20 protein-coding genes and 1 pseudogene are annotated in these 20,993 nt (G+C 62.9%); 8 read left to right on the forward strand and 13 right to left on the reverse strand.

The window, feature by feature from the left end; all coding sequences use genetic code 11:
- Positions 1 to 108 precede the first annotated feature (108 nt).
- Positions 109 to 342 carry a hypothetical protein gene (locus IEC33019_RS12095; protein WP_070094361.1) on the forward strand — a complete coding sequence of 78 codons (234 nt, stop codon included), beginning with the start codon at positions 109 to 111 and terminating at the stop codon, positions 340 to 342.
- Here IEC33019_RS12095 and pdxH read toward each other — a convergent pair.
- The 5 genes from pdxH to dinG all read right to left on the reverse strand — a co-directional run bounded on the left by pdxH (position 339) and on the right by dinG (position 7,830).
- The gene (gene pdxH / locus IEC33019_RS12100; RefSeq protein WP_070094362.1) at positions 339 to 986 is read right to left on the reverse strand and encodes a pyridoxamine 5'-phosphate oxidase; all 648 of its coding nucleotides are present in this window, start codon (positions 984 to 986) and stop codon (positions 339 to 341) included. The two genes, IEC33019_RS12095 and pdxH, sit on opposite strands and share 4 nt — an antisense overlap.
- 19 nt (positions 987 to 1,005) lie before the next feature.
- The gene (locus IEC33019_RS12105; protein WP_070094363.1) at positions 1,006 to 1,983 is read right to left on the reverse strand and encodes an OmpA family protein; all 978 of its coding nucleotides are present in this window, start codon (positions 1,981 to 1,983) and stop codon (positions 1,006 to 1,008) included.
- A gap of 99 nt (positions 1,984 to 2,082) precedes the next feature.
- The gene (locus IEC33019_RS12110; RefSeq protein WP_070094364.1) at positions 2,083 to 3,228 is read right to left on the reverse strand and encodes a serine hydrolase domain-containing protein; all 1,146 of its coding nucleotides are present in this window, start codon (positions 3,226 to 3,228) and stop codon (positions 2,083 to 2,085) included.
- Between the two features lie 156 nt (positions 3,229 to 3,384).
- On the reverse strand, positions 3,385 to 5,610 hold the full coding sequence (locus IEC33019_RS12115) for a beta-galactosidase (RefSeq protein WP_070094365.1): 2,226 nt from the start codon (positions 5,608 to 5,610) through the stop codon (positions 3,385 to 3,387).
- Between the two features lie 75 nt (positions 5,611 to 5,685).
- The gene (gene dinG / locus IEC33019_RS12120) at positions 5,686 to 7,830 is read right to left on the reverse strand and encodes an ATP-dependent DNA helicase DinG (RefSeq protein WP_070094366.1); all 2,145 of its coding nucleotides are present in this window, start codon (positions 7,828 to 7,830) and stop codon (positions 5,686 to 5,688) included.
- Positions 7,831 to 7,928: 98 nt separating this feature from the next.
- Here dinG and IEC33019_RS12125 point away from each other — a divergent pair, with 98 nt between their 5' ends.
- Positions 7,929 to 8,393 carry a CopD family protein gene (locus IEC33019_RS12125; protein WP_070094367.1) on the forward strand — a complete coding sequence of 155 codons (465 nt, stop codon included), beginning with the start codon at positions 7,929 to 7,931 and terminating at the stop codon, positions 8,391 to 8,393.
- 51 nt (positions 8,394 to 8,444) lie between these two features.
- On the opposite strand, the gene IEC33019_RS12130 is transcribed toward IEC33019_RS12125, so the two are convergent.
- The 6 genes and pseudogenes from IEC33019_RS12130 to IEC33019_RS12155 all read right to left on the reverse strand — a co-directional run bounded on the left by IEC33019_RS12130 (position 8,445) and on the right by IEC33019_RS12155 (position 14,153).
- A protein-coding gene (locus IEC33019_RS12130) for an IS3 family transposase (protein ID WP_099593264.1) occupies positions 8,445 to 10,000 on the reverse strand; the annotation gives its coding sequence in 2 pieces (ribosomal slippage) (positions 8,445 to 9,535 and positions 9,535 to 10,000; 1,557 coding nt in all).
- A 223-nt stretch (positions 10,001 to 10,223) separates the two neighbouring features.
- Positions 10,224 to 11,471 (reverse strand): IS256 family transposase, encoded by a 1,248-nt coding sequence (locus tag IEC33019_RS12135; RefSeq protein WP_099593416.1) that lies wholly within the window; start codon positions 11,469 to 11,471, stop codon positions 10,224 to 10,226.
- Positions 11,472 to 11,537: 66 nt separating this feature from the next.
- Positions 11,538 to 12,297, reverse strand: a pseudogene (locus tag IEC33019_RS12140) (collagen-like protein).
- Positions 12,290 to 12,565, reverse strand: coding sequence for a DUF1145 domain-containing protein (locus IEC33019_RS12145; RefSeq protein ID WP_070093508.1), 276 nt, complete (start codon positions 12,563 to 12,565; stop codon positions 12,290 to 12,292). Before IEC33019_RS12145 ends, IEC33019_RS12140 begins: the two are co-directional and overlap by 8 nt.
- A 95-nt stretch (positions 12,566 to 12,660) precedes the next feature.
- Positions 12,661 to 13,377: an OmpA family protein gene (locus IEC33019_RS12150; protein WP_070093509.1), complete on the reverse strand. Its 717-nt coding sequence runs from the start codon at positions 13,375 to 13,377 to the stop codon at positions 12,661 to 12,663.
- A gap of 86 nt (positions 13,378 to 13,463) precedes the next feature.
- Positions 13,464 to 14,153, reverse strand: a complete 690-nt coding sequence (locus tag IEC33019_RS12155; protein WP_070093510.1) for an OmpA family protein — start codon at positions 14,151 to 14,153, stop codon at positions 13,464 to 13,466.
- Positions 14,154 to 14,311: 158 nt separating this feature from the next.
- On the opposite strand from IEC33019_RS12155, the gene IEC33019_RS12160 reads away from it, so the two are divergent.
- The 6 genes from IEC33019_RS12160 to IEC33019_RS12185 all read left to right on the forward strand — a co-directional run bounded on the left by IEC33019_RS12160 (position 14,312) and on the right by IEC33019_RS12185 (position 19,954).
- Positions 14,312 to 14,806 (forward strand): DUF6231 family protein, encoded by a 495-nt coding sequence (locus tag IEC33019_RS12160; protein WP_070093511.1) that lies wholly within the window; start codon positions 14,312 to 14,314, stop codon positions 14,804 to 14,806.
- Between the two features lie 4 nt (positions 14,807 to 14,810).
- A complete protein-coding gene (locus tag IEC33019_RS12165; protein ID WP_070093512.1) occupies positions 14,811 to 15,287 on the forward strand; it encodes a YchJ family protein in 477 nt (158 codons plus the stop codon).
- A 2-nt stretch (positions 15,288 to 15,289) separates the two neighbouring features.
- The gene (locus tag IEC33019_RS12170) at positions 15,290 to 15,766 is read left to right on the forward strand and encodes an LEA type 2 family protein (protein ID WP_070093568.1); all 477 of its coding nucleotides are present in this window, start codon (positions 15,290 to 15,292) and stop codon (positions 15,764 to 15,766) included.
- Between the two features lie 7 nt (positions 15,767 to 15,773).
- Positions 15,774 to 15,977 carry an SEC-C metal-binding domain-containing protein gene (locus IEC33019_RS12175; protein ID WP_011532538.1) on the forward strand — a complete coding sequence of 68 codons (204 nt, stop codon included), beginning with the start codon at positions 15,774 to 15,776 and terminating at the stop codon, positions 15,975 to 15,977.
- Positions 15,978 to 16,179: 202 nt separating this feature from the next.
- Positions 16,180 to 18,621: a penicillin acylase family protein gene (locus IEC33019_RS12180; protein WP_070093513.1), complete on the forward strand. Its 2,442-nt coding sequence runs from the start codon at positions 16,180 to 16,182 to the stop codon at positions 18,619 to 18,621.
- 217 nt (positions 18,622 to 18,838) lie between these two features.
- Positions 18,839 to 19,954, forward strand: a complete 1,116-nt coding sequence (locus IEC33019_RS12185; RefSeq protein WP_070093514.1) for a succinylglutamate desuccinylase/aspartoacylase family protein — start codon at positions 18,839 to 18,841, stop codon at positions 19,952 to 19,954.
- Between the two features lie 21 nt (positions 19,955 to 19,975).
- On the opposite strand, the gene IEC33019_RS12190 is transcribed toward IEC33019_RS12185, so the two are convergent.
- Both IEC33019_RS12190 and dcd read right to left on the reverse strand, forming a co-directional pair.
- Positions 19,976 to 20,206, reverse strand: a complete 231-nt coding sequence (locus IEC33019_RS12190; protein ID WP_070093515.1) for a hypothetical protein — start codon at positions 20,204 to 20,206, stop codon at positions 19,976 to 19,978.
- Between the two features lie 97 nt (positions 20,207 to 20,303).
- Complete coding sequence (gene dcd, locus IEC33019_RS12195) at positions 20,304 to 20,870, reverse strand: dCTP deaminase (RefSeq protein WP_043213075.1); 567 nt, start codon at positions 20,868 to 20,870, stop codon at positions 20,304 to 20,306.
- Positions 20,871 to 20,993 lie beyond the last annotated feature (123 nt).

The raw sequence follows: 20,993 nt of genomic DNA on the forward strand, positions 1-20,993 counted from the left end.
GCGTTGATGACTGTCACGACACAGACGTTACAAATTTGCTTTTATTCAGCTTCAGTACAGCCTGCATACCCTTTGTTGCGGGCTCGATCATCGAGACCAAGGATAGCCATGGATTACTTCATCGTCGTTGTGGTGACTGTCACAGGCCTGTACTTCCATTGGTGGCTGTACGTGCGCATGCGCCGCTGGATGGACCGCGACCTGGCCTTGTCGTTGGCGGGGGAAAACCCGGCCAAGCGGGCCTACATGCTCGGATGCCTGGAACAAGCGCGGGAGCAGAAGATCAAGCGAAAGGCACTGTCGGCCTGGCTTGAACGCCAGGCCGCGGCCTACCAGGATTAAGGTGCCAGGCGCTCACGCAGCCACTGGCCCTCGACCCAACGATAGTTCAGGCGATCGTGCAGCCGGCTGGCGCGGCCCTGCCAGAACTCGATTCGCTCAGGCAACAGGCGATACCCCCCCCAATGCTCAGGGCAATGGGGTTGGGTATCGGAGAAGCGCGCCTCAGTGGCCTTGACCAGGCCTTCGAGTTCCTCACGACCGGCAATCACTCGGCTCTGCGGCGAGGCCCAGGCCCCCAGGCGACTTCCCAGCGGGCGCACCTGGTAATAATCGTCGGACTCCTTGGCCGTCACTTTCTCAACCCGCCCTTCGATGCGCACCTGACGTTCCAGCGCCGGCCAGAAGAACGTCATGGCAGCGAACGGATTGGCCAGCAGTTGTTGGCCCTTGGCGCTGTCGTAGTTGGTGAAGAAGGTAAAACCGCGCTCGTCGAGCCCTTTGAGCAATAGGACTCGGCAGTGAGGACGGCTGTGCTCATCGACAGTGGCGAGGGTCATGGCATTGGCTTCAACCGGCGCTTGCTCGGTTTTCACGGCTTCGCCGAACCACTGATGGAACAGGGCGAACGGCTCAGCCGGCGCCTGGGTTTCGGCCAGGCCATCACGGGTGTAGTCGCGGCGCATATCGGCCAGGGTTTGGGTCATGACTGCGTTTCCTTGACGATCAATTGGTCTTCGCAGAGGCTACTTTCTTTTCAGCCGTGGCCTTCTTTGCAACCGGCTTGGCCGGTGCGGCTTTCTTCTTCGCTGTGGCTTTGGCAGGAGCCTTGGCCTTGGCGGCTGGCTTTTTGGCCGCTGGCTTGGCGGCAGTCTTCGCCGCAGGTTTGCTCGCGGCGGCCTTGGTTGCAGGGGCCGGAGCATCCTGGGTGGCGACCATGGATGCAGGTGCAGGCGCAGGTGCTGCCTGCTGGTACTTGGCCAGCAAGGCGACCATGGTGTTCTGTGGGGTCAGCAGCATTTCTACCCGACGGTTCAGCGCGCGGCCTTCGGCACTGTCGTTGGCGGCACGTGGCATCACCGAGCCCATGCCCTTGAGGCTCAGACGGTCACGCTGCAAGCCGCTGAGGCGGAAAATCGCCGATACCGAGGCTGCGCGCTCCAAGCTGAGCTTCTGGTTGGCTGCAGCAGCGCCAGTGGTGTCGGCATGGCCAAGAATCAGCACGGCGGTCTTGGGGTCGGTTTCGACGGTCTTGGCCACACGGGTGATCGGGCCCAAGGTCATCGGCAGCAGCATGTTAGGACGATCCGGGTTGTAGGAACCATCCACCGGGATGGTCACCGCGAGCACGTTGTCGCGGCGCTCCAACTCGAACTTGCTGTCCTTGATTGCCTCACGCAGCTTGGGCTCGTACTCGTCAAGCCAGGCCTGGGTGGCCTTCTGGTCGATCTTCGGTACCACCGGCCCCTTGGCCTGCTTGTCGTCACCACCAAATGGCCACCACCAGCGGCTGCCGCTCTCGGACTTGGCATCCGCCTTGGCCACTTTCTCGGTCACGGCTTCCTTCACTTCCTGCTCGGCCACTTTGTCCGAGCCGAATGGCCACCAGCTATGACCTGCGTCGCTCGAGGCATTTTGCGAATGCTGGGCACAACCGGTAACGGCAAGGCACAGAGCGAGTGCTAAGGTTTTATGTGAAGACATCAGCGATACACCATGAAATAGAAAGAAATTTTGCCAACACACATCAGGCGTTGGCATTGAGGATAGTCAAAGGACCTGGGCAATACCCGCACTACCCGATCAAAGGCAAGTGCCAAGGACACGTACCAGCTTCTGAGCGCGAGGGTCCATCAGCACATAGGGCCCCAGCGTATTGGTCACGAAACCGAAGGCCACGTCGTGCTCCGGATCGGCAAAACCGACCGAACCACCAGCGCCTGGGTGTCCGAAGGCCCGGGCGCCCAGGCCGAACGTGGCGTTGGCCACATCAGGTTGGTCGAGCATGCAGCCCAGGCCGAAGCGGGTCTGGGTCAGCAGGGTCCGGTCCTGGCCAAGGCTGTGCTCGCGGGTCAGCTCATCGAGCAACTCCGATTCCAGCAGGCTGCCGTCGAGTAGGCCGGCGTAGAAACCCGCGAGGCTACGGGCATTGCCATGGCCATTGGCCGCTGGCTGCTGCATGCGTCGCCATTGAGGTTTGTTGGTGCTGGTGAGAATGGCCGGCGGATTGGTGAAGGCGCGGGTGGACAAGGCTTCGGGCTCACGCAGGGTCACCTGCAGCAGGCGCTGGGCCGCGGCATCGCCAGGGTTGCCCTTGCCACGGGCGATATGCGCCACCCGATGGAACTCTTCGTCCGCCAGACCGACATGGAAGTCCAGACCCAGGGGACGCGCGGTACGGGCGACGATCGACTCGCCCGGGCCACGCCCATCGACACGTCGGATCAACTCCCCGATCAGCCAGCCATAGGTGATGGCGGCATAACCGTGCTCGGTGCCCGGCGTCCACCAGGGGGCTTCGGCTGCCAGGGCATCGACCATGGCTTGCCAGTCGTAAAGCGCCTCGGCCGGCAGTAGTTCACGAATGGCCGGCAGACCCGCTCGATGGCTGAGCAACTGGCGCAAGGTCACGGACTCTTTACCGGCCTGGCCGAATTCGGGCCAGTAGCGCACCACAGGAGTGTCCAAGGCGAGCTTGCCCTCCCCGACCAGTTGCAGCGCGGTGACGGCAGTGAAGGTCTTGGTGCACGAGAACAGGTTGGCAATGGTGTCGCTGTGCCAGGCTTCGCGGCCATCCTTGTCGGCACTGCCGCCCCACAGATCGACCACGGTCTCGCCGCCAACCTGGATGCACAGCCCCGCGCCACGCTCCTGGGGATCGTCGAACAACGCGGCGAAGGCTTCACGCACCGCCTCGAACTTCAGCTCATAGTGACCCTGGATCTGCACCCGACAGCTCTCCGTACGACTCATCTCAACGAAAGTCGTGCATTGTTCCAGTAGTTGGCCGATTTGCAAACTGAATGTGGCCGGATGGTCATAGGTGGCTCGAGGCCGCTATACATGCGTTGAATTGCCAAACGGCCGCGTAACCACCCTCTGCCCTCACTGCACAGGGTGCTCCACGCTTTTGCGTACGTGCTCGAGTGCCTGCTGGTTGCTCTTGCGCACCGCCTCCACAAACCCCGGATACGGCACATCGGTAATAGCCACCAGGCCAAGGTGGCCGTTTTCACCGTCGAGCAGGCGCCCGCTGGCCGGCTGATCGAGGTACTGGAACCAGTGCGCCCCGACGATGATCGGCTGAGCCAGTGCCGCCTTGAGGAAGTTGCCGTAGGCCGGCCCGCGATCCTCCTCCCGTGGGAGCTCTACCGGCCCGGGCCAGAACGGCCCGCGATCGCGCGAACCGAACTGGAACTCCGAGACCAATACAGGCTTGTCCAGCTCCGCCAGGCGAGCGAAGTCATAGCCATCCTCGGGCTTGAGGGTATAGAAGTTGAAGCTGAGCACGTCGCAGAACTCGGCGCAGGCCTTGACCGCCTCCGGGGTGCTCACTGCATAGCGACCGCCCAGCAGCAGGTGGTTGGGGGCATGCCATTTCAGCGCGTCGGAGATGGTCTTGAAGTAGGTTTCGGCAAAGACCTGCTGGAAGTATTGGTAGTCGCGCTCGATCTCAGGATGCTCGGGGTTTGGCAACGGCGCCTCGAAACCTGGATCTTCCATCAATTCCCAGGCCTGCAGATCGATGCCCCAGGCCTTGGACAGGCCTTGCTGATTGCGGTACTTGTCACGCAACTGCTTGAGGAAGGCGCGCTTGGCCGGTACATCGGTGGTCAGGCGCAAGGTGCCGTAAGCCAGGCCATAGCGGGCCTTGGGGTCATCGCCAGGGGCGGCCCAGGCCAGCTCGTTGTCGGCGAAGTAACCGATCAGCCAAGGGTCATCGCGGTGATCCCGGGCAGCAATGGCGACCGCACGCTCGGTCGCCATGGCAAAGCGCGGGTCGAACGGATCGGGCATACGACCCCACCAGTCCATGCCGGTGCTGATGCTGGTGTAGTCACCGACGATCGACAATGGCAGAGTGTAGGGCATCCGCCGAGCCTGGCCCAGCGCTGGGTCGCTCCAGTTACCCAGGGTATTGAAGCCCCACGCCTGGAGCCGGTCCAGGGTATGGATCTGCCAACGCGCCGCATCCAGGGCCGCCGGAGGGCACGTCGCCGCGGGGCTGGCCGGGCAAGGCCCGCCATAGGTGCGGTGCAGGTTGGCTGCGTAGAAGTCGAACCAGCGGCCTTGCTTGAAGTTGCGCCCCTGCGATGAGGCATTGCCATCGTCGTTGTTACCCTGTCCATAGAAGGCTGCCAGCGGCTCCCCCTCGCCGGGCAATGCCTTGAACATGCTTTCGCGGCCCGCCACGTAGGTGCGCCCGCCATCGGCGGCCACGGCATTTACACCCAGCGAATAGAACGCGTGCCCGTCCGGAGTTACCAGGTACCAACGGCCATCGCGCTTCTCGGTGCGAAAGAACCCCTTGGCTTCGAATACGGGCCCGGCCATCAGACCGCCATAGGCATCCAGTTGTTGCTTGCCATGGGCATCGAGCCAACCCTTGAGCTGCTGCTGTTCGCGTACCTGAGCGGCCTTCAACTGCTCATCGGTGGTGATTTTTTCCGGCCAACGCCCGCGGGTGGACTGGCCATAGGCGTCCAGCAGCCCTTCGTAGGCGGCGGTGAACGCCTGGTCATCGTCCTGGATGCCGACTTTCTCGATCAGCAAGCTCTGGGCAACCTTGGGGTTGGGAATGCTCAAGCTGACGCCAACCACCTGCGCAAGATCCACCTCCCCGGCACTGCTGGCGAGCAGAACACGCTGCCCTTCATATACCCATGGCATGGGCGGCCCGGCACGCATGCCCTGGCTCAATGGCGAACGGGCCCGCAAAGGCACCATCACCGTCTGCGCTGGGCCTGCCGGCAGGTCGATGCGACTGGCCAGGATGCGGCCGTCGCTGCCCTGCACGGTCACGTCCACGGTCAACGCCCAGTCCATGGCGTTCTGCAAGCGCAGGGTCAGGGCCTGGCCAGTCGACCAATCCCAGGCACCGCTCTGCGGGCTCAGGCGCAAGGTCGGCTGCTGCACAGGGTTGAATACCACGCGCCGCAGCACCTCGCCCTCAGTGGTCTGCTCAGCGTTGTATTGCGGCATATGGGCATCGGTAGTGGTCACGTTGACCACCGCTGCCGGACGCACGAAGCTGAACAACGTCTGTTGCCCGGCCAGCAAGGGCGAACTGAACAAGAGGGCGAGAATGGCAGGCAGGGTGCGGCGGATCATAGGGTTGAAGCTCTCCTTCAGGACCCAGGGCCCGTGACAGGTAATGGACAGCAGGTCGCAGCCGAGCCGCGACCGTCAGGAAATCTCCCGCCGGAACGGCGGTAGCGCATTGAGGATAGCCTTGCCATAGCGTTGGGTGACCAGACGTCGGTCAAGCAAGGTGATGACGCCGCGGTCCTGCTCGGTACGCAGCAGGCGCCCACAGGCCTGGATCAGGCGCAGCGAGGCGTCTGGGACGGCGATCTCCATGAACGGATTGCCACCGCGGGCTTCGATCCACTCGGCCAGGGCCGCCTCGACCGGATCGTCCGGCACGGCGAAGGGGATCTTGGCGATGACCACGTGTTCACAGTAAGCACCGGGCAAGTCGACACCTTCGGCAAAGCTCGCCAGGCCGAACAGCACACTGTGCTGGCCATCATCCACACGCGCCTTGTGCTTGTTCAGGGTTTCCTGTTTGGACAGGTTGCCCTGGATGAGCACCAGCTTGCGCCAGTCCCGGTCCAGGCCATCGAACACATCCTGCATCTGCTTGCGTGAAGAGAACAGCACCAACGCGCCACGGGCCTCCTCGAGCATGCCAGGCAACTCGCGGATGATCGCTGCGGTGTGCCCCGGCACGTCGCGGGGGTCGGCCCCCAGGTCAGGCACCCGAAGCAATCCCGCATCGCCATGCACGAACGGGCTGGGCACGACACAGGTGACGGCATCGCGTGGCAGACCCGAGCGCATGCGGAATCGATCGAACTTGCCCAGGGCGGTGAGGGTCGCGGAGGTCACCAGAGCGCCGTGCGCGACACTCCACAAGCTACGACGCAGCATTTCGGCGGCGAGGATGGGGCTGGCGTTGACCTCGATATCGAACAGCGCGCCACTTTCGGCGAGTGTGAGCCAGCGGGCCATGGGCGGACTGTCTTCGGGGTCTTCGGCGGTAAAGGCGGTCCACAGATCCCAGTTGCCCTGGGCGCGGGTCACCAGGCTGCCAAACAGCGGATACCACTCCTCGGCCTGGTGGCTGGCGATACCAATGTTGACCTCACCATCCATGCCTTCCTTGAGCAAGTCGGCCAGGCGGCTGAACAGGTCATTGAGACGGGCGAAGCCTTTCTTCAGCTCGATGCCGACTTCGCGGATCTGCTCCGGCACCACGCCGCCTTCGAAACGGTAGCGTGGACGCTCCCGACCCTCCATGTCTTCACCGGGACGGAAGTCCGCGACCTGTTCGCACAGGGTGAACATGAACTGTTGCTGGGTACGGACTTCCCGCGCCAGTTCCGGGACCTGTTCGATCAGCTTGCCCAGATCTCCCGGCAAGGGATGCTGGGCCAATAGTTTGGTGAGGTTCTTGGCAGTCTGCTCCAGCCAGTCCGCGGTCGAGCGCAGCCGCGAATAATGGGCGAAGTGGCCAATGGCCTTGTCCGGCAGGTGATGGCCTTCGTCGAAGACATACATGGTGTCGCGCGGATCGGGCAACACGGCGCCACCACCCAGGGCCAGGTCGGCCAGGACCATGTCATGGTTGGTGACAATCACATCGACCTTGCCCATGCCCTCGCGGGCCTTGTAGAACACGCACTGCTGGAAGTTCGGGCAATGGCGCCCCGTGCATTGGCTGTGGTCGGTGGTCAGACGGGCCCAGTCCTGATCTTCCAGCGCCTCGGGCCAACTGTCGCGGTCACCATCCCAGCGATTGCCGGCGAGCCGCTCGATCATGCTGTTGAACAGCTTCTGGCTCTTTTCATCGACCTCGATACGAAAGCCTTCTTCCTCGAACAGCTGCGCGGTGGCCGATTGGGCATGGCCCTCCTGCAACAGGATGTCGAGCTTGGACAGACACAGGTAGCGGCCACGGCCCTTGGCCAGGGCGAAACTGAAGTTGAGCCCGCTGCTGCGCATCAGGTCGGGCAGATCCTTGAAGACGATCTGCTCTTGCAGGGCGACGGTTGCGGTGGCGATCACCAACCGCTTGCCGGCGGCCTTGGCGGCAGGAATGGCGGCCAGGCTGTAGGCGACGGTCTTGCCGGTACCGGTACCGGCCTCGACCGCGACCACGGCGGGCTCGCCCGCACGGCGACCTTCATCGTCACAGGCGATGTCGCCAAGTACCTTGGCCACTTCAGCGATCATCAGGCGCTGGCCATAGCGCGGCTTGAGGCTCTTGGCTTCGAGAAAACGCGAATAGGCGCCCTGGATGGTGGCTTTGAGTTCGTTGCTGATCATGGTCTGCAGGCGCCCGAAGGGCTGGATAAATTTTCAGTGTTTCGCATGGGCCGGCTATCATACCCCGCTATTGCCCTTTATGCCGCATGGAGATCCGGATGCTTGCCTTTGCCCTGCCCTACACACTGCATGTCCTTGCGGCCCTGGTTTGGGTCGGGGGGATGTTCTTCGCCTGGTTGGTACTGCGGCCAGCGGCGGTTTCAGCCCTCGAAGGGCCTGCTCGATTGAAATTGTGGGTGGAAGTTTTCCGACGTTTCTTCCGATGGGTCTGGCTGGCGGTGGTCATTCTGGCGATAAGCGGTATTGGGATGTTGCACATGCGCTTCAATGGGTTCGAGACTGCGCCGCGTTATATCCAGGTGATGATTGGGGGCGGGGTTGCCATGTTTGCGTTGTTCATGCGGATTCAGGCGCTTTTGCTGCCGGAGCTGCGGGCGGCGGTGGCGGCAGAGGACTGGGCGGCGGGGGCTGGGGTGCTTGGGCGGATTCGTCGGATGGTTGGGGTCAATTTGCTGTTGGGGATTGTGGTTGTGGGGGTGGCCAGTTCGCGGGTTTTGGTTTGAGGTTGGGCTTGGGCGGCGTTTTTCAAGGTAGTTGTCGCGTCAACCATCCAGCTATGCAGCTTGCTTCTCGTGCTGTTGATCCCGATCAGGGTTCAACAGCACCGTCCCAATTGGCTCCCAGTTACGGGTGCGTCCTGACCATCGCTCTGGATTCCTGCATCGAGCCTGCTCATACAGCTCATGGCGCAGGGCAAGGATTTGCCTATCCTGACCACGATGACGCTCTGCCGGTGTGACGAAGCGGATCCGGCTGTGCCGGTGTTCGTGGTTGTACCAACGGATAAAATCACGCACCCAACATCTTGCAGCATCCAGGGTCTCGAAACCCTTGGCCGGCCATTGCGGACAGTACTTCAGCGTTCTAAAAAGAGCCTCCGAATACGGATTGTCATTGCTGACACGCGGCCTGCCCCTCGATGGCGTAATGCCTAACTCATACATCTTGCTCAGCAAAGTGGTCGACTTCATTGGCGCGCCGTTGTCCGAGTGCAGTACCAAGGGCTCTCTCAGGCATTGTTCGCTGATCACGCTCCTTTGCAGCAACACTGCGGCCTTGGCGCCGTCCTCATCCTCATGCACCTCCCAGCCGACGCTCTTGCGGCTGTAAATATCCTCGATCAGGTACAGGTAGTAGTACTTTCCACGCACCGAAGACGGCAGGTACGTGATATCCCACGACCACACACGATTCGGCGCATGAGCCGCATGCGTTGTTGGCTCGGCATTACGTCCAGGGCGCTGAGCGCGTCCTCGGTGCTGCCTCTGCCCGGCAGCTCGAAGCACACGATAGAACGTTGACTCCGAGCCTACGTAGATCTGCCTATCGGCCAGCCTCGGCACGATCTGGCTGGGTGGCAAGTGAGCATATTCGGCGCTGTTGCACAGGTTGAGAATTACTTTCCGTTCATGCTCGTCCAGCGCATTGGCCGGGGCTGCACGAGCGGTGGTAGTGCGAGCATCCGCCAGTATTTCCTGGGTTTCAGTCCAGCGCTGCAACGTTCTGAGCGTCAATCCAACTTCTTGGCACGCCACCGATTTTCGAGCGCCGGCATTGATCGCTTCTGTCAGCCACGCCACTAGCAGTTGCCGTTCCGGCAGAGCGGTCAATTGTCCTCGTCGTCTACTCCCCAGTAGTCGTTGAGCTTTTTTCGCAGCACCAGTAACGCGGCTGTTTCAGCCAGCGCCTTATCCTTGCGGCGCAGTTCGCGCTCAAGCTGCTTGATGCGTTTCTGATCTTGGCGGGCCTGCTCCCGATCGACCTTGGGCTGCGCTTTTTGAGAGGCCATCCCACTCAGGAAGGCTTGCCGCCAGGCAGCAATCTGCTCGGGATATAAGCCTTTGCGGCGGCAGTATTCACCCAGTTCAATCTCGGACAAGCTGGCACATTCGGCGACAGCCGCGAATTTCATTTCTGCCGACCAACTCTCGGTCGGGTGTTTGGGATCGGTCACCACCACACATCCTTCGGCACTGGCTCGTTTGCGCCAGGTATACAGCGACATTTCAGTAACGCCCTCGCGCCTGGCGACTTCGGCCATCGTCAGGTTGAGTGGAGGGCCCAGCATCTTGAGCAGTTCGGTTTTGCGCTCAGAGGAATAGTACGGCACAACGGCTCTCTTGCCGCCCCCGGGGTATGGTTTCAGGTAAGTCTGGTGAGGCGACAACTATCCTGACACCGGGGGTGGGCTTGGGCTTGGGCTTGGGCTTGGGCTTGGGCTTGGGCTTGGGCTTGGGCTTGGGCTTGGGCGGCGTTTTTCAAGGTAGTTGTGGAAGTGTCAGATTTTTTGTGTGCGGGCCGGTAACGGCCTGCCGTTAGGCAGGCCCTGATTCTCACCAGGTTGGCCTGATGAATCGATCTCCGTACAGAATCGCAAATTGATTCATCGCGCTTTTCCAATCATGCGCCGCTGAGCCCCAGTTCGCCGTGATGTTTCGCAGCCCCAGCCAGATCAGCTTGGTGGCTGCGTCGTCGTTCGGGAAATGGCCTCGGGTCTTGATGATCTTGCGCAGCTGGGCATTGATACTCTCGATGGCGTTGGTGGTGTAGATCACTTTCCGGATGGCTGGCGGGAAGACAAAGAAGGGAATCACTCGATCCCAGGCGCGTCTCCAGGCCGCAACGACCGTTGGATACTGCTTGCCCCAGGGCCCGTTTTCAAACTCATCCAATGCCTGCTCAGCCGCTTCTGCATTGATAGCCTGGTAAATCGGCTTCAGCGCCTTGGCCAGTGCCCGGCGCTTGTCCCAGGCCGCGAAGTCGAGACTGTTGCGGATCAGGTGCACGATGCACGTCTGCAGCGTCGTCTCTGGAAACACGGCGCTGAGAGCCTCTGGCATGCCTTTGAGGCCATCGGTCACGGCAATCAGTACGTCCTCGACACCACGCGTCTTGAGATCGTTAAAGACCTTCATCCAGAACTTCGCACCTTCGGTGTTTTCGATCCAGATACCCAAGATGTCGCGCGTCCCGTCGGGGAGAACGCCCAGTGCCAGGTAAATGGCCTTGTTGCGCACCAGGCCTTCTTCGCGGATCTTCACCCGCAGCGCATCAAAGAAAATGACCGGGTACATCGGCTCCAGTGGCCGCTGTTGCCAAGCACCAATCTCTTCCATGACCTCGTCAGTTACAAAGCTGATGAAATCGGGTGAAACGTCGGTTCCATACTGCTCTGACAGGAAGGCCCGGATCTCTCTGACCGTCATTCCACGGGCGTACATGGCGATGATTTTGTCATCGAATCCGGTGTAACGGCGCTCATGCTTGGGGATCAGAATGGGCGCAAAACTTCCGTCTCGATCGCGAGGGATCTCCAGCCGCAACGGGCCATCCCCGGTCAAAACCGTCTTGCCACTCTTGCCGTTACGCTGGTTGGTTTCATCCTCTGGGCGCTGCGCGCCCGGCGGATAACCTAGGTGGTGGCCAAGCTCAGCATGCAGAGCACGTTCGATCAGGGCCTTCTTGAACGCCGCAGAGGCATCCTCGATAGCTTCTGCGGTCATCAAGCCCTCGCCGAATTGCTCCAGCAGCTCTTTGGGGATTTTGGGCAGGTCACGCAGGGGTTTCTTTTTGGTTGGCATACATGCACCTCTTACTCATGTTATGCCCGAACACAAAATTTCTGACACCCTCCCAAAAAAACCCGCTCACAACCGCTGCAGGACCAACTCCCCAGCCGCTCCCGCCAACCCAGGCTGCCCTTCCACACCTGGCCGTCCATCCGCACCGGCGTCGGTTCGATAAACAAGGCATCCCTTGCTGGCGCCGCCCAGGCCAGCCTTGCCCGCCGCCCCCCGGTTTGCCCGGTGCTCCGCCATCGAGCCGGACCTGGATATGCTCTGCGGGGAATCCATCCGGCACCGCCAGGCGAATGCGCCCGCCGGAAGCGCCATCGTGCCCGTTGCCACCGTCATCGCCGTTGGCACCGCGACTCGCCTGGCCCCAGGTGCAACCGCCAGCCTTGCCGTTGGCCCCGTCGAGCCCGACATAACCTGGCGCACCGGCACCGCCTCGGGCATCGATCGACAAGCGCTGCGCCTGCAACCCGTTCAGCCTGAGCTCCAGGTCTCGCCCTGGTCGGGCCGCGCGTTCATAGGTCCCGGCAGCGCCTGGCGCACTGATTTCGCTGCCCTCACCAAGCACGGCAATGCCGGTTTCAATACGCAGAGGTGCCTCGGCGGGTGTAATGGCAATCCGTGCATCGCGCCCGAGCACCAGACGATCCACCTTCAGTTCCGTCAGCGTCGCAGGTAGGAGCAGCGTCGCCGAGTCGGCAACCTGCAATTGCTCCAGGTGCACGCTGCTTGCTTTGTTCGGCAGGCGCAGCACCGAGTGGGCCGCGACGTCCAGGCTTTCGGCCTGGGCCAAGGGGCTGCTCAGCGCCAGCAACAACATCAACTTACGCATGGCGTGGCGTCTCCAGGGGTTTGGGAATGGACATGACGTGAAAAATGCCCGTCAGCAGGATCTGCAGTCGATCGAACCAACGGTGGCTACGCCCGCGCAGGCTGCCATTGAAGCAGAGCACTTCCAGGCAATGCAGGCTCAGCAGAAAGATGCCCACGGCATTGAGCAACAGATTGAACGGCAGCGGTTGCGGCATGAACAGGTTCACCAGCACCACCCACCAGAACACCACCGTCAGGGCCTTGCCCAGGCCCAGGATGAACTTCATACCCGCCCCCTGAATTTGTTGTTATGGCTGCAAGGCCCGTGCGAGCGGGCCGTGCAGCCAACAGTAAACCTATGCCAGGGTAGGCGCCAGAGGTGTCAGTTCAGGTGCAGTTCTACCCGTCGGTTACGGGCGCGCCCTTCCTCTGTGTCGTTGTCGGCCACAGGCTCGTTTTCCCCGCGGCCTTGGCTGGTCACCTTGCCCGCTGCCAGCCCCTGACCGATCAGAAACTCCGCGACGCTGCCGGCACGCTGCTCGGACAACCCCTGGTTGTAGGCATCGGAACCGACGCTGTCGGTATAGCCAATGACCTTGATGCTGGCCACGCGTGGGTCGCTGAGCTGGGGGAGCAAGGCGCGCAAGCGTTGCTGGGCCTGAGCGCTCAACTGCGCCGAGTCGAAGGCGAACAGCACCTGCCCCTGGTCATCCAGGGTGATGACCTCAGGCATCGGCGCTTCACCCGCTGGGGGCGTCGTTGGATACTGCGGCAACGGGCAGCCCATGTGATTGACCGCCATACCAGCCGGCGTGTCAGGACAACGGTCGCGACGGTCGAAGACGCCATCGCCATCTTCGTCGCCGTCCTGGGCGTAACAGATCAAGCCACCGGCGATTGCACCAAGCACTCCACCGCCGGCGGCCCAACTGGAATTCTCGATGGCCCCCAAGCCACCGCCGACCAGCCCGCCTAGCAGGCTGCACAGGGGCCAGGTTCGTTGATTGAGGGGCGCACGGCCATCGCTATGAGTGGCACAACCGGCGAGCAGGCTTGTTATCAGCACCAGCGGCAACGCCGCCTTCGACATAACACCCATGATCAATGCTCCTGTGTCACCGGCCTCTACCGGTCACCCGAGTAAAGACGCGCCCATGCCACTGCTCAAGGCATGGGCGCACACCGTCAGCGCTGGATCTTGATCTCAGTGCGGCGGTTCATGGCACGACCATCGGCAGTCGCGTTGTCGGCGACCGGCTGGGACTCCCCGGCCCCTACCACTGCAACGAAGCTGCTACGTGGCACACCGCTTTCGACCAGGTAGTCGGTGACCGAGTGGGCACGACGCTCGGACAGCTTCTGATTGTAGGTATCGGAACCCACACTGTCGGTATGCCCGGTGACGGTCAGGCGAGCGCTGGGTGCTTCCTGCTTCAGGCGGGTGGCGATGGTGTTCAGCCGCTCCTTGTCCGAGGCAGTCAGGCGGGCGGAGTCGAACTCGAAGTGCACGTCGCGGATGACGATGACTTCTTCCTTCTGTACCACCACTTCCTCGACCGGAGCCGGTGCCGGTGGACAACCGTTGGCATCGACCTGTACACCGCGCGGTGTGCCAGGGCACTTGTCACGGCTGTCCGGTACGCCATCGCCATCTTCGTCGCCATCGCCATGGGACCAGCAGTAGCCCGCCGCCAAGCCACCGCCAAGCAGCGCGCCCCAACCAGCCCAGCTGGAGCTCTCGATGGCGCCGAGGGCCGCGCCACTTACACCCCCGACGGCAGCACACTTCGGCCAGTCGGTTTTTTGTAAACCTGCACAACCAGTCAACACGCTGGTGAGCAGGACCAGGGGTATCGCTGTGCGTACTATGCTCATCTTGTCGCATCTCCTAGGGGGAATCGGCATAAGACCGATCCTTCGGAGTAAAGACCGCTCGCCTCCTCTCTGCCAGCAATAAGCCACACATGGCATCACGCCTCTTTGCCGAGCGCCCCTGGCCCGATAGGCTAGGACGACCTGAACGAGGATTGGCAATGATCGACAGTTTCTCCCAGCGCACCCCGCAGCAGGCCCTGGCAGCCCTGCTCGAGCGCTTCACACCTGCACGCTTGTTGCTGGTGGGCACGCGCTTCCCAGCCCTGGATGCCTTCGCCCAGGCGCATCCGCAGGTCCATATCGAAGTCGTCCCGCCGGGCCCGCTGCTTACACCGGCTGCCGCCCAGCGCTTTGACCTGGCGGTACTGGTGGATTGCCTGGAGCACCTGCCCAAGCGCACGGGGCTTCAGTTGCTGGGCGGCATCCGCAACCTCAATGCCAGCCGCGTCGCGGTGCTGGCCGACCTGCAGGCATGCGGCTGGCAGGACACGGATTTCTTCGCCCTGGCGCTGTCGGCCAGCGAGAAATTCCGCCGAGACGAGCAGGTGTTGAGCCTGTTCACCTATGATCTACATGACTACAAGCAGGTCCCGGACTGGCTCAACGCCAAGTTCTGGGCAAACCCTGAAAACTTCGGCAAGTACTGGTGGTGATTCAATGAGTGTCTCGGTCTGTCCCTGCGGCAGTGGCAACCTGCTCGATGCCTGTTGCGGGCGTTACCACGCTGGCACCCCGGCGCCCGATGCCCAGGCACTGATGCGCTCGCGCTACTGCGCCTACGTGCTCGGCCTGATCGATTACCTGGTGGACACCACCCTGCCCGCCCAGCAAGCCGGTCTGGATCGCGCCGCAATCGCTGCCTGGAGTGCCCACAGCACCTGGCTTGGCCTGGAGGTCGAGCGGGCCGAGGTACTGGGCGGGCAACCCGAACATGCCTTCGTCAGCTTCACCGCGCGCTGGCATGACCAGCAAGGCGATCACCAGCACCACGAGCGCTCCGCATTCGTCCAGCACGACGGGCGCTGGTACTTCATAGACCCGACGGTAGCGCTCAAGGCCGGGCGCAATGACCCTTGCCCCTGCGCCAGCGGCCAGAAATTCAAGAAATGCTGCGCCAGTTACATCGGCAGCTGACCATGATCCCCCTGGCCCGCCTGCTTGCCCTGTCACTGATGCTGACGCTGCTGGCCGGCTGTGCGAGCTGGGGCGGCGACGACTGGCGCGAACCCCAGGTGCACCTGGTCCGGGTCGAGACGGTCAAGGCCCGCTTGCTTCAACAGGAGTTCATCCTCCACGTGCGGGTCGAGAACCCCAACGACAGCCGCTTGTTCATCCGCAGCCTGGACTATTCGGTTCGCCTGAACGACCTGCTGCTGGTGCAGGATGAAGCCAGCCTGTGGCGCAGCGTCGGCGGCCACGCCCAGCGCACCTTCAAGATCACGGCCCGCACCAACCTGTGGCAAAAGCTCAAGCCCTTGGCCAAGATGCTCAAGCGCGAGCAGCCCCTGCACTATCGACTGCAGGCCGACCTGCACACCGGTCTGATCATCCATCGGGACCTGCACTTGTCGCGCAGTGGTGAGATAATCCCCGGCGATCTTCAACCGGAGTAACCCTGCAATGACCCAGCAACCCCATGTTCATGGCCCAGACTGCAACCACGGTCACGACCATCACCATGATCACGACCACGGCCACGTGCACGGCCCGCACTGCAATCACGGCCACCAGGAGCCAGTGCGCAACGCCCTGAAAGACGTTGGTCGCAATGACCCGTGCCCCTGCGGTAGCCAGAAGAAATTCAAGAAGTGCCACGGGGCCTGACCCAGCGGCAAGCGGCAAGTTTCAAGCGACAAGAAAGCAGGCTCGGGCTAGAGCAGCTTTAACTTGAAGCTTGAAGCTTCAAGCCCGGCCAACCACTGGGCAGCCCCCTGAAAATAAAGCCTCCAGGCACCTTGCACGGCGACCGCGCGCTCACTAACGTAGCGCCTTTCCAAATCCCGCCACGCCCTGCAGGAGCCTTGTCATGGCCGCCCCCGTCCTTCCTCCCTTCCGCCTTCGGTTCGGCCCCGCTGCCGTCGTGCTCGGCATGTTCGGTCTTGCCGGCTGCCAGGTGGGCGGCTACCAGGACAGCGTGCCTCCGACCACCGGCGTACAGCCGCTCAAGGGCCTGGCGCAGAATGTCTCGGTGCGCCGCAACGCCATGGGCGCGCCCCTGATCGAAAGCAGCAGCTTCCATGATGCGCTGTTCAGCCTGGGCTACGTGCAGGCCGGCGATCGGATCGAACAGATGGTCGCCATGCGCCTGCTGGCCCAAGGGCGCCTGGCCGAACTGGCCGGCCCGGACGCCTTGGACATCGACCGCCTGATGCGCGCGGCCAACCTCAAGCAAAGCGCCGGGCAGCTGTACGCCGACGCCTCACCGCGCCTGAAGCGCTTCTTCGAAGTCTATGCACGCGGGGTTAACGCCTACCTGTTCCGCTACCGCGACAAGCTCCCGGAGGACCTGGCTCGTAGCGGCTACCGCCCGGAGTACTGGACGCCTGAAGATTCGGCGCTGATCTTCAGCCTGTATGCCTTCAGCCAGTCGGTGAACCTGCAGGAAGAACTGACCGCCCTGACCCTGGCGCAGAAAGTCGGCAGCGACAAGCTTGCATGGCTGCTGCCAGGTGCTCCCGACGAACCACTGGCCGAGGCTGAACTGGACAAGCTCAAAGGCCTGAACCTGGCGAGCCAACTGCCAGGTCTGGAGCGCCTGGGCGCAGCAGGGCAGAAGCTCGCCGATCTGGGCCTGCTGGGCAGCCCCGGTTCGGCCAACCTGGCGCTTTCGCCGCAACGCAGCCGCAGCGGCAAGAGCCTGCTGGCCAGCGACAGCCGCGCTACCTGGGCCCTCGCCCCGGTACAGATCCACACGGGCAAGTACCAGGTCGCCGGCCTCGCCCTACCGGGCCTGCCCATTATCCTCGCTGGCTACAACGGCAAGCTGGCCTGGAGCAGCAGCGCGGTGATGGCCGACAACCAGGACTTGTACCTGGAGCAACTGCGTCACCAGGGCAATCAGGTGAGCTACCTGGCCGATGGCAAGTGGCAACCTGCCCGTGCACGCAGCGAAACCTTCTTCGTCCGTGGCCAACGCCCCCTGCGTGAAGTCATGTACGAAACCCGCCACGGCACCCTGCTCAACCAACCAACCAATGCCAGCCTGGGCCTGGCCCTGAAGCTGCCGCAACTCAAGAGCGACCGCAGCCTTGACGCACTGTTCGACCTGACCCGCGCATCGTCGGTGGAACGCGCCTTCGACACGACCCGCGAAGTCGGCGCCGCCGCCCTGAACTTCGTCTTCGCCGAACCGCAGCACATCGGCTGGCAAGTCAGCGGCCGCTACCCCAACCGCCGTGAAGGCCAGGGTCTGCTGCCATCGCCCGGCTGGGACAGCCGATATGACTGGGATGGCTATGCCGACCCGATGCTGCACCCGTACGATCAGGATCCGGTCGCTGGCTGGGTCGGCCACGCCAACCAGCGCAGCCTGCCACGTGGTTACGGCATGCAACTGTCCAACACCTGGTACTACCCCGAGCGCGCCGAGCGCCTGGCCCAGCTGGCCGGCAACGGCCGCCACGACAGCCGCAGCCTGATGGCCCTGCAGAACGACCAGGTCACCTTGCTGGCGGACAAACTCAAGCAGATGTTCGACGCCCCGGGCATGGCCCAGTCGCTCACTCAGGCGATCGACGCATTGCCGGCCGCCCAGCGGGACAAGGCCCGTGAGACCCTGGCCCGGCTCAAGGCCTTCGATGGCCGCCTGAGCCCGGTGTCGGCCGATGCCGCGCTGTATGCGTTGTTCCTGCAGGAAGTGGCACGTCAGACCTTCCTCGACGAACTAGGCCCTGAGTCCAGCCCGGCCTGGCAGGCGTTCATTGGCAATGCGCAGCTTTCCTACTCGGCCCAGGCCGACCACTTGCTGGGCCGCGAAGACAGCCCGTTCTGGGATGACCGCAACACGCCGCAAAAAGAAGACAAACCCGCCATTCTCGCCCGCAGCCTAGCTGCGGCCGTGGATACCGGCGTTGCTCAGCTGGGCAGCGACCGTCGCGCCTGGCAATGGGGCAAACTGCACCAGTACCACTGGCCCGCACCAGCCTACCATGGCCTGGGGGATGCCATCAGCCGCAGTCCCGTGGCAGCGGGCGGCGACTTCAGCACCCTGGCACTGACGCCTTATGCCTGGGGCGAGCGCTTCGACACCCATCTGCCGGCGTCGGCCCGCATGATCGTCGATTTCGGCCAGGCCGAACCGCTGCAGGTGCTGACCAGCAATGGCCAGTCCGGTAATCCGGCGAGCCGACATTACAGCGATGGCCTGGATGCCTGGCTCCAGGGACGCTTCATGAGCCTGCCGCTGCAACAGCAGAACTTCTCTCGCGCCTACGGCTCGCAACGACTCACACTGGTCCCGGGCCGCTGACGGCGGCCCCTTCCCCGCGCTCGTTGCCTCCCATCCGCCGCGACGTCCTCTTCGGACGCTCGCGGTTGGCTTCATTCGAGCCAGGGATGCCGCCTGTGCGACGCTGAAGATAAACGCTCGCCCAAGCTCGGCAGTAGGCGCGACGGCCGAAGTTATGCTTCTATCTTTCTGCCGACTGTTATCGCAGACCGTATTCGCCACTTCAGCCAGGACCACCATGCACCATTCGACCCACGACCTGCTGTCCCCCGTCCCGGGCATTGCCCGCCAGCTTCATAGCTTTCATTTCGGCCCCCGCGGCGGTGGCAAGGTGTACATCCAGGCGTCACTGCATGCCGATGAGCTTCCCGGCATGCTGGTGGCCTGGCACTTGAAGCGACGCTTGCTGGAACTGGAACAGGATGGGCGGCTGCAACGCGAGATCATCCTGGTGCCGGTGGCCAACCCCGTGGGCCTGGAGCAGGTGCTGCTGGACGCGCCTCTGGGACGCTTCGAGCTGCAAAGTGGCGAGAACTTCAACCGCAACTTCGTTGACTTGTCCGACAGCATCGGTGATCAGATCGAGGGACACCTGACGCAGGATCCTTCACACAACCTAGCGCTGATCCGCGAATACCTGCGCCGAGGCCTGGACGCGCATCCGGCGCGCACCCCGCTGCAGTCCCAACGCCTGACCTTGCAGCGCCTGGCGTGCGATGCCGACATGGTTCTGGACCTGCATTGCGATTTCGAGGCAGTGGAGCATCTGTACACCACACCGGAGGCCTGGGATCAGGTCGAGCCGCTGGCCCGTTACCTAGGGGTGCAGGCCAGCTTGCTGGCCACGGACTCCGGCGGCCAATCGTTCGATGAATGCTTCAGCCTGGTGTGGTGGCAATTGCAGCAGCGCTTCGGCAAGCAGTTCCCCATCCCCCTGGGCAGCTTCTCGGTGACCGTCGAGCTGCGTGGGCAGGCTGATGTCAGCCACGACCTGGCGACTCAGGATTGCCAAGGAATACTTAATTTCCTGACCCATGCCGGGGTCATTTCAGGCGAGGCTCCCGCCCTGCCACCCCTGGCCTATCCGGCTACGCCACTGGCCGCTGTGGAGCCTGTGGTGGCGCCGCTGGGCGGGCTGCTGGTGTTCCACGCGGCACCCGGCCAATACCTGGCGGCAGGCGAGCTGATCGCTGAAGTCATCGACCCGCTGAGCGACCGGGTGACCGCCGTGCGCAACACACAGCCCGGCCTTCTCTACGCGCGCAGCGTAAGGCGCATGGCCACTACTGGCATGGTCATCGCCCACGTTGCGGGCGAGCAGGTCTGCCGCAGCGGTTATCTGCTGGCCAACTAAGCCCTTCGTGCTGCCTGGCGTTCAGGCCACCGGCGAAGGTGGTGGCTCGTCAGGCAGGGTCGGCTCTCCCGGTTCCATGGGCGGCGACTCGCCAGGTTCGGGGGGTTGCGGGGTATCGGGGTCGGGCTGATGGGGCACGCCACCGGCCTGTACGGGCGTTGAAGGATGCGCCAGCAGTGACCATGCCAGCAGCCCGATCTGGTTGGGCTGGAGGACGGCCAGCTTCGCGCTGATTGCGGGGTGAAGTTTCATTGGCGGCTCCCGGCGATGCCCGATGCGCGTCATGCGCACCGGATCGTTCTAGCCATTGGAGTGCCTGGCGGGCGAGGAATTCCTCGCGCTCGTCGCCTCAGGTGCGTGGCAGGGTAACGCCGCGCTGCCCTTGGTATTTGCCACCGCGATCCTTGTAGGAGACTTCGCACTCTTCATCTGATTCGAGGAAGAGCATCTGCGCCACGCCTTCATTGGCATAGATTTTCGCAGGCAGGGTGGTGGTGTTGGAGAATTCGAGGGTCACATGCCCCTCCCACTCCGGCTCCAGCGGGGTGACGTTGACGATGATGCCGCAACGCGCATACGTGCTCTTGCCCAGGCAGATGGTCAGGACATTGCGTGGGATGCGGAAGTACTCGACGGTGCGGGCCAGGGCGAAGGAGTTCGGCGGGATGATGCACACGTCACTCTTGACGTCGACGAAGCTGCCGGCGTCGAAGTTCTTCGGGTCGACGGTGGCCGAGTTGATGTTGGTGAAAACCTTGAATTCATCGGCGCAGCGCACGTCGTAGCCGTAGCTGGACACGCCGAAGGAAATGACCCGGCTGTCCTCGCCGCCGCGCACCTGGCGCTCGACGAACGGTTCGATCATGCCGTGTTCCTGCGCCATGCGGCGAATCCACTTGTCCGATTTGATGCTCATGGCGGGAGTGTCCTGAAAGTGCAAGGTGAAAAACGAGACGCGCATCTTACCGGTCCCGGCGCCTGCGGCAAAGTTCCATACCGCAATCCCGCGCCGGACGGGAGCTACAGCCGCCGCCGATCC

Source organism: Pseudomonas putida, assembly GCF_002741075.1.
Taxonomy (GTDB): domain Bacteria; phylum Pseudomonadota; class Gammaproteobacteria; order Pseudomonadales; family Pseudomonadaceae; genus Aquipseudomonas; species Aquipseudomonas putida_T.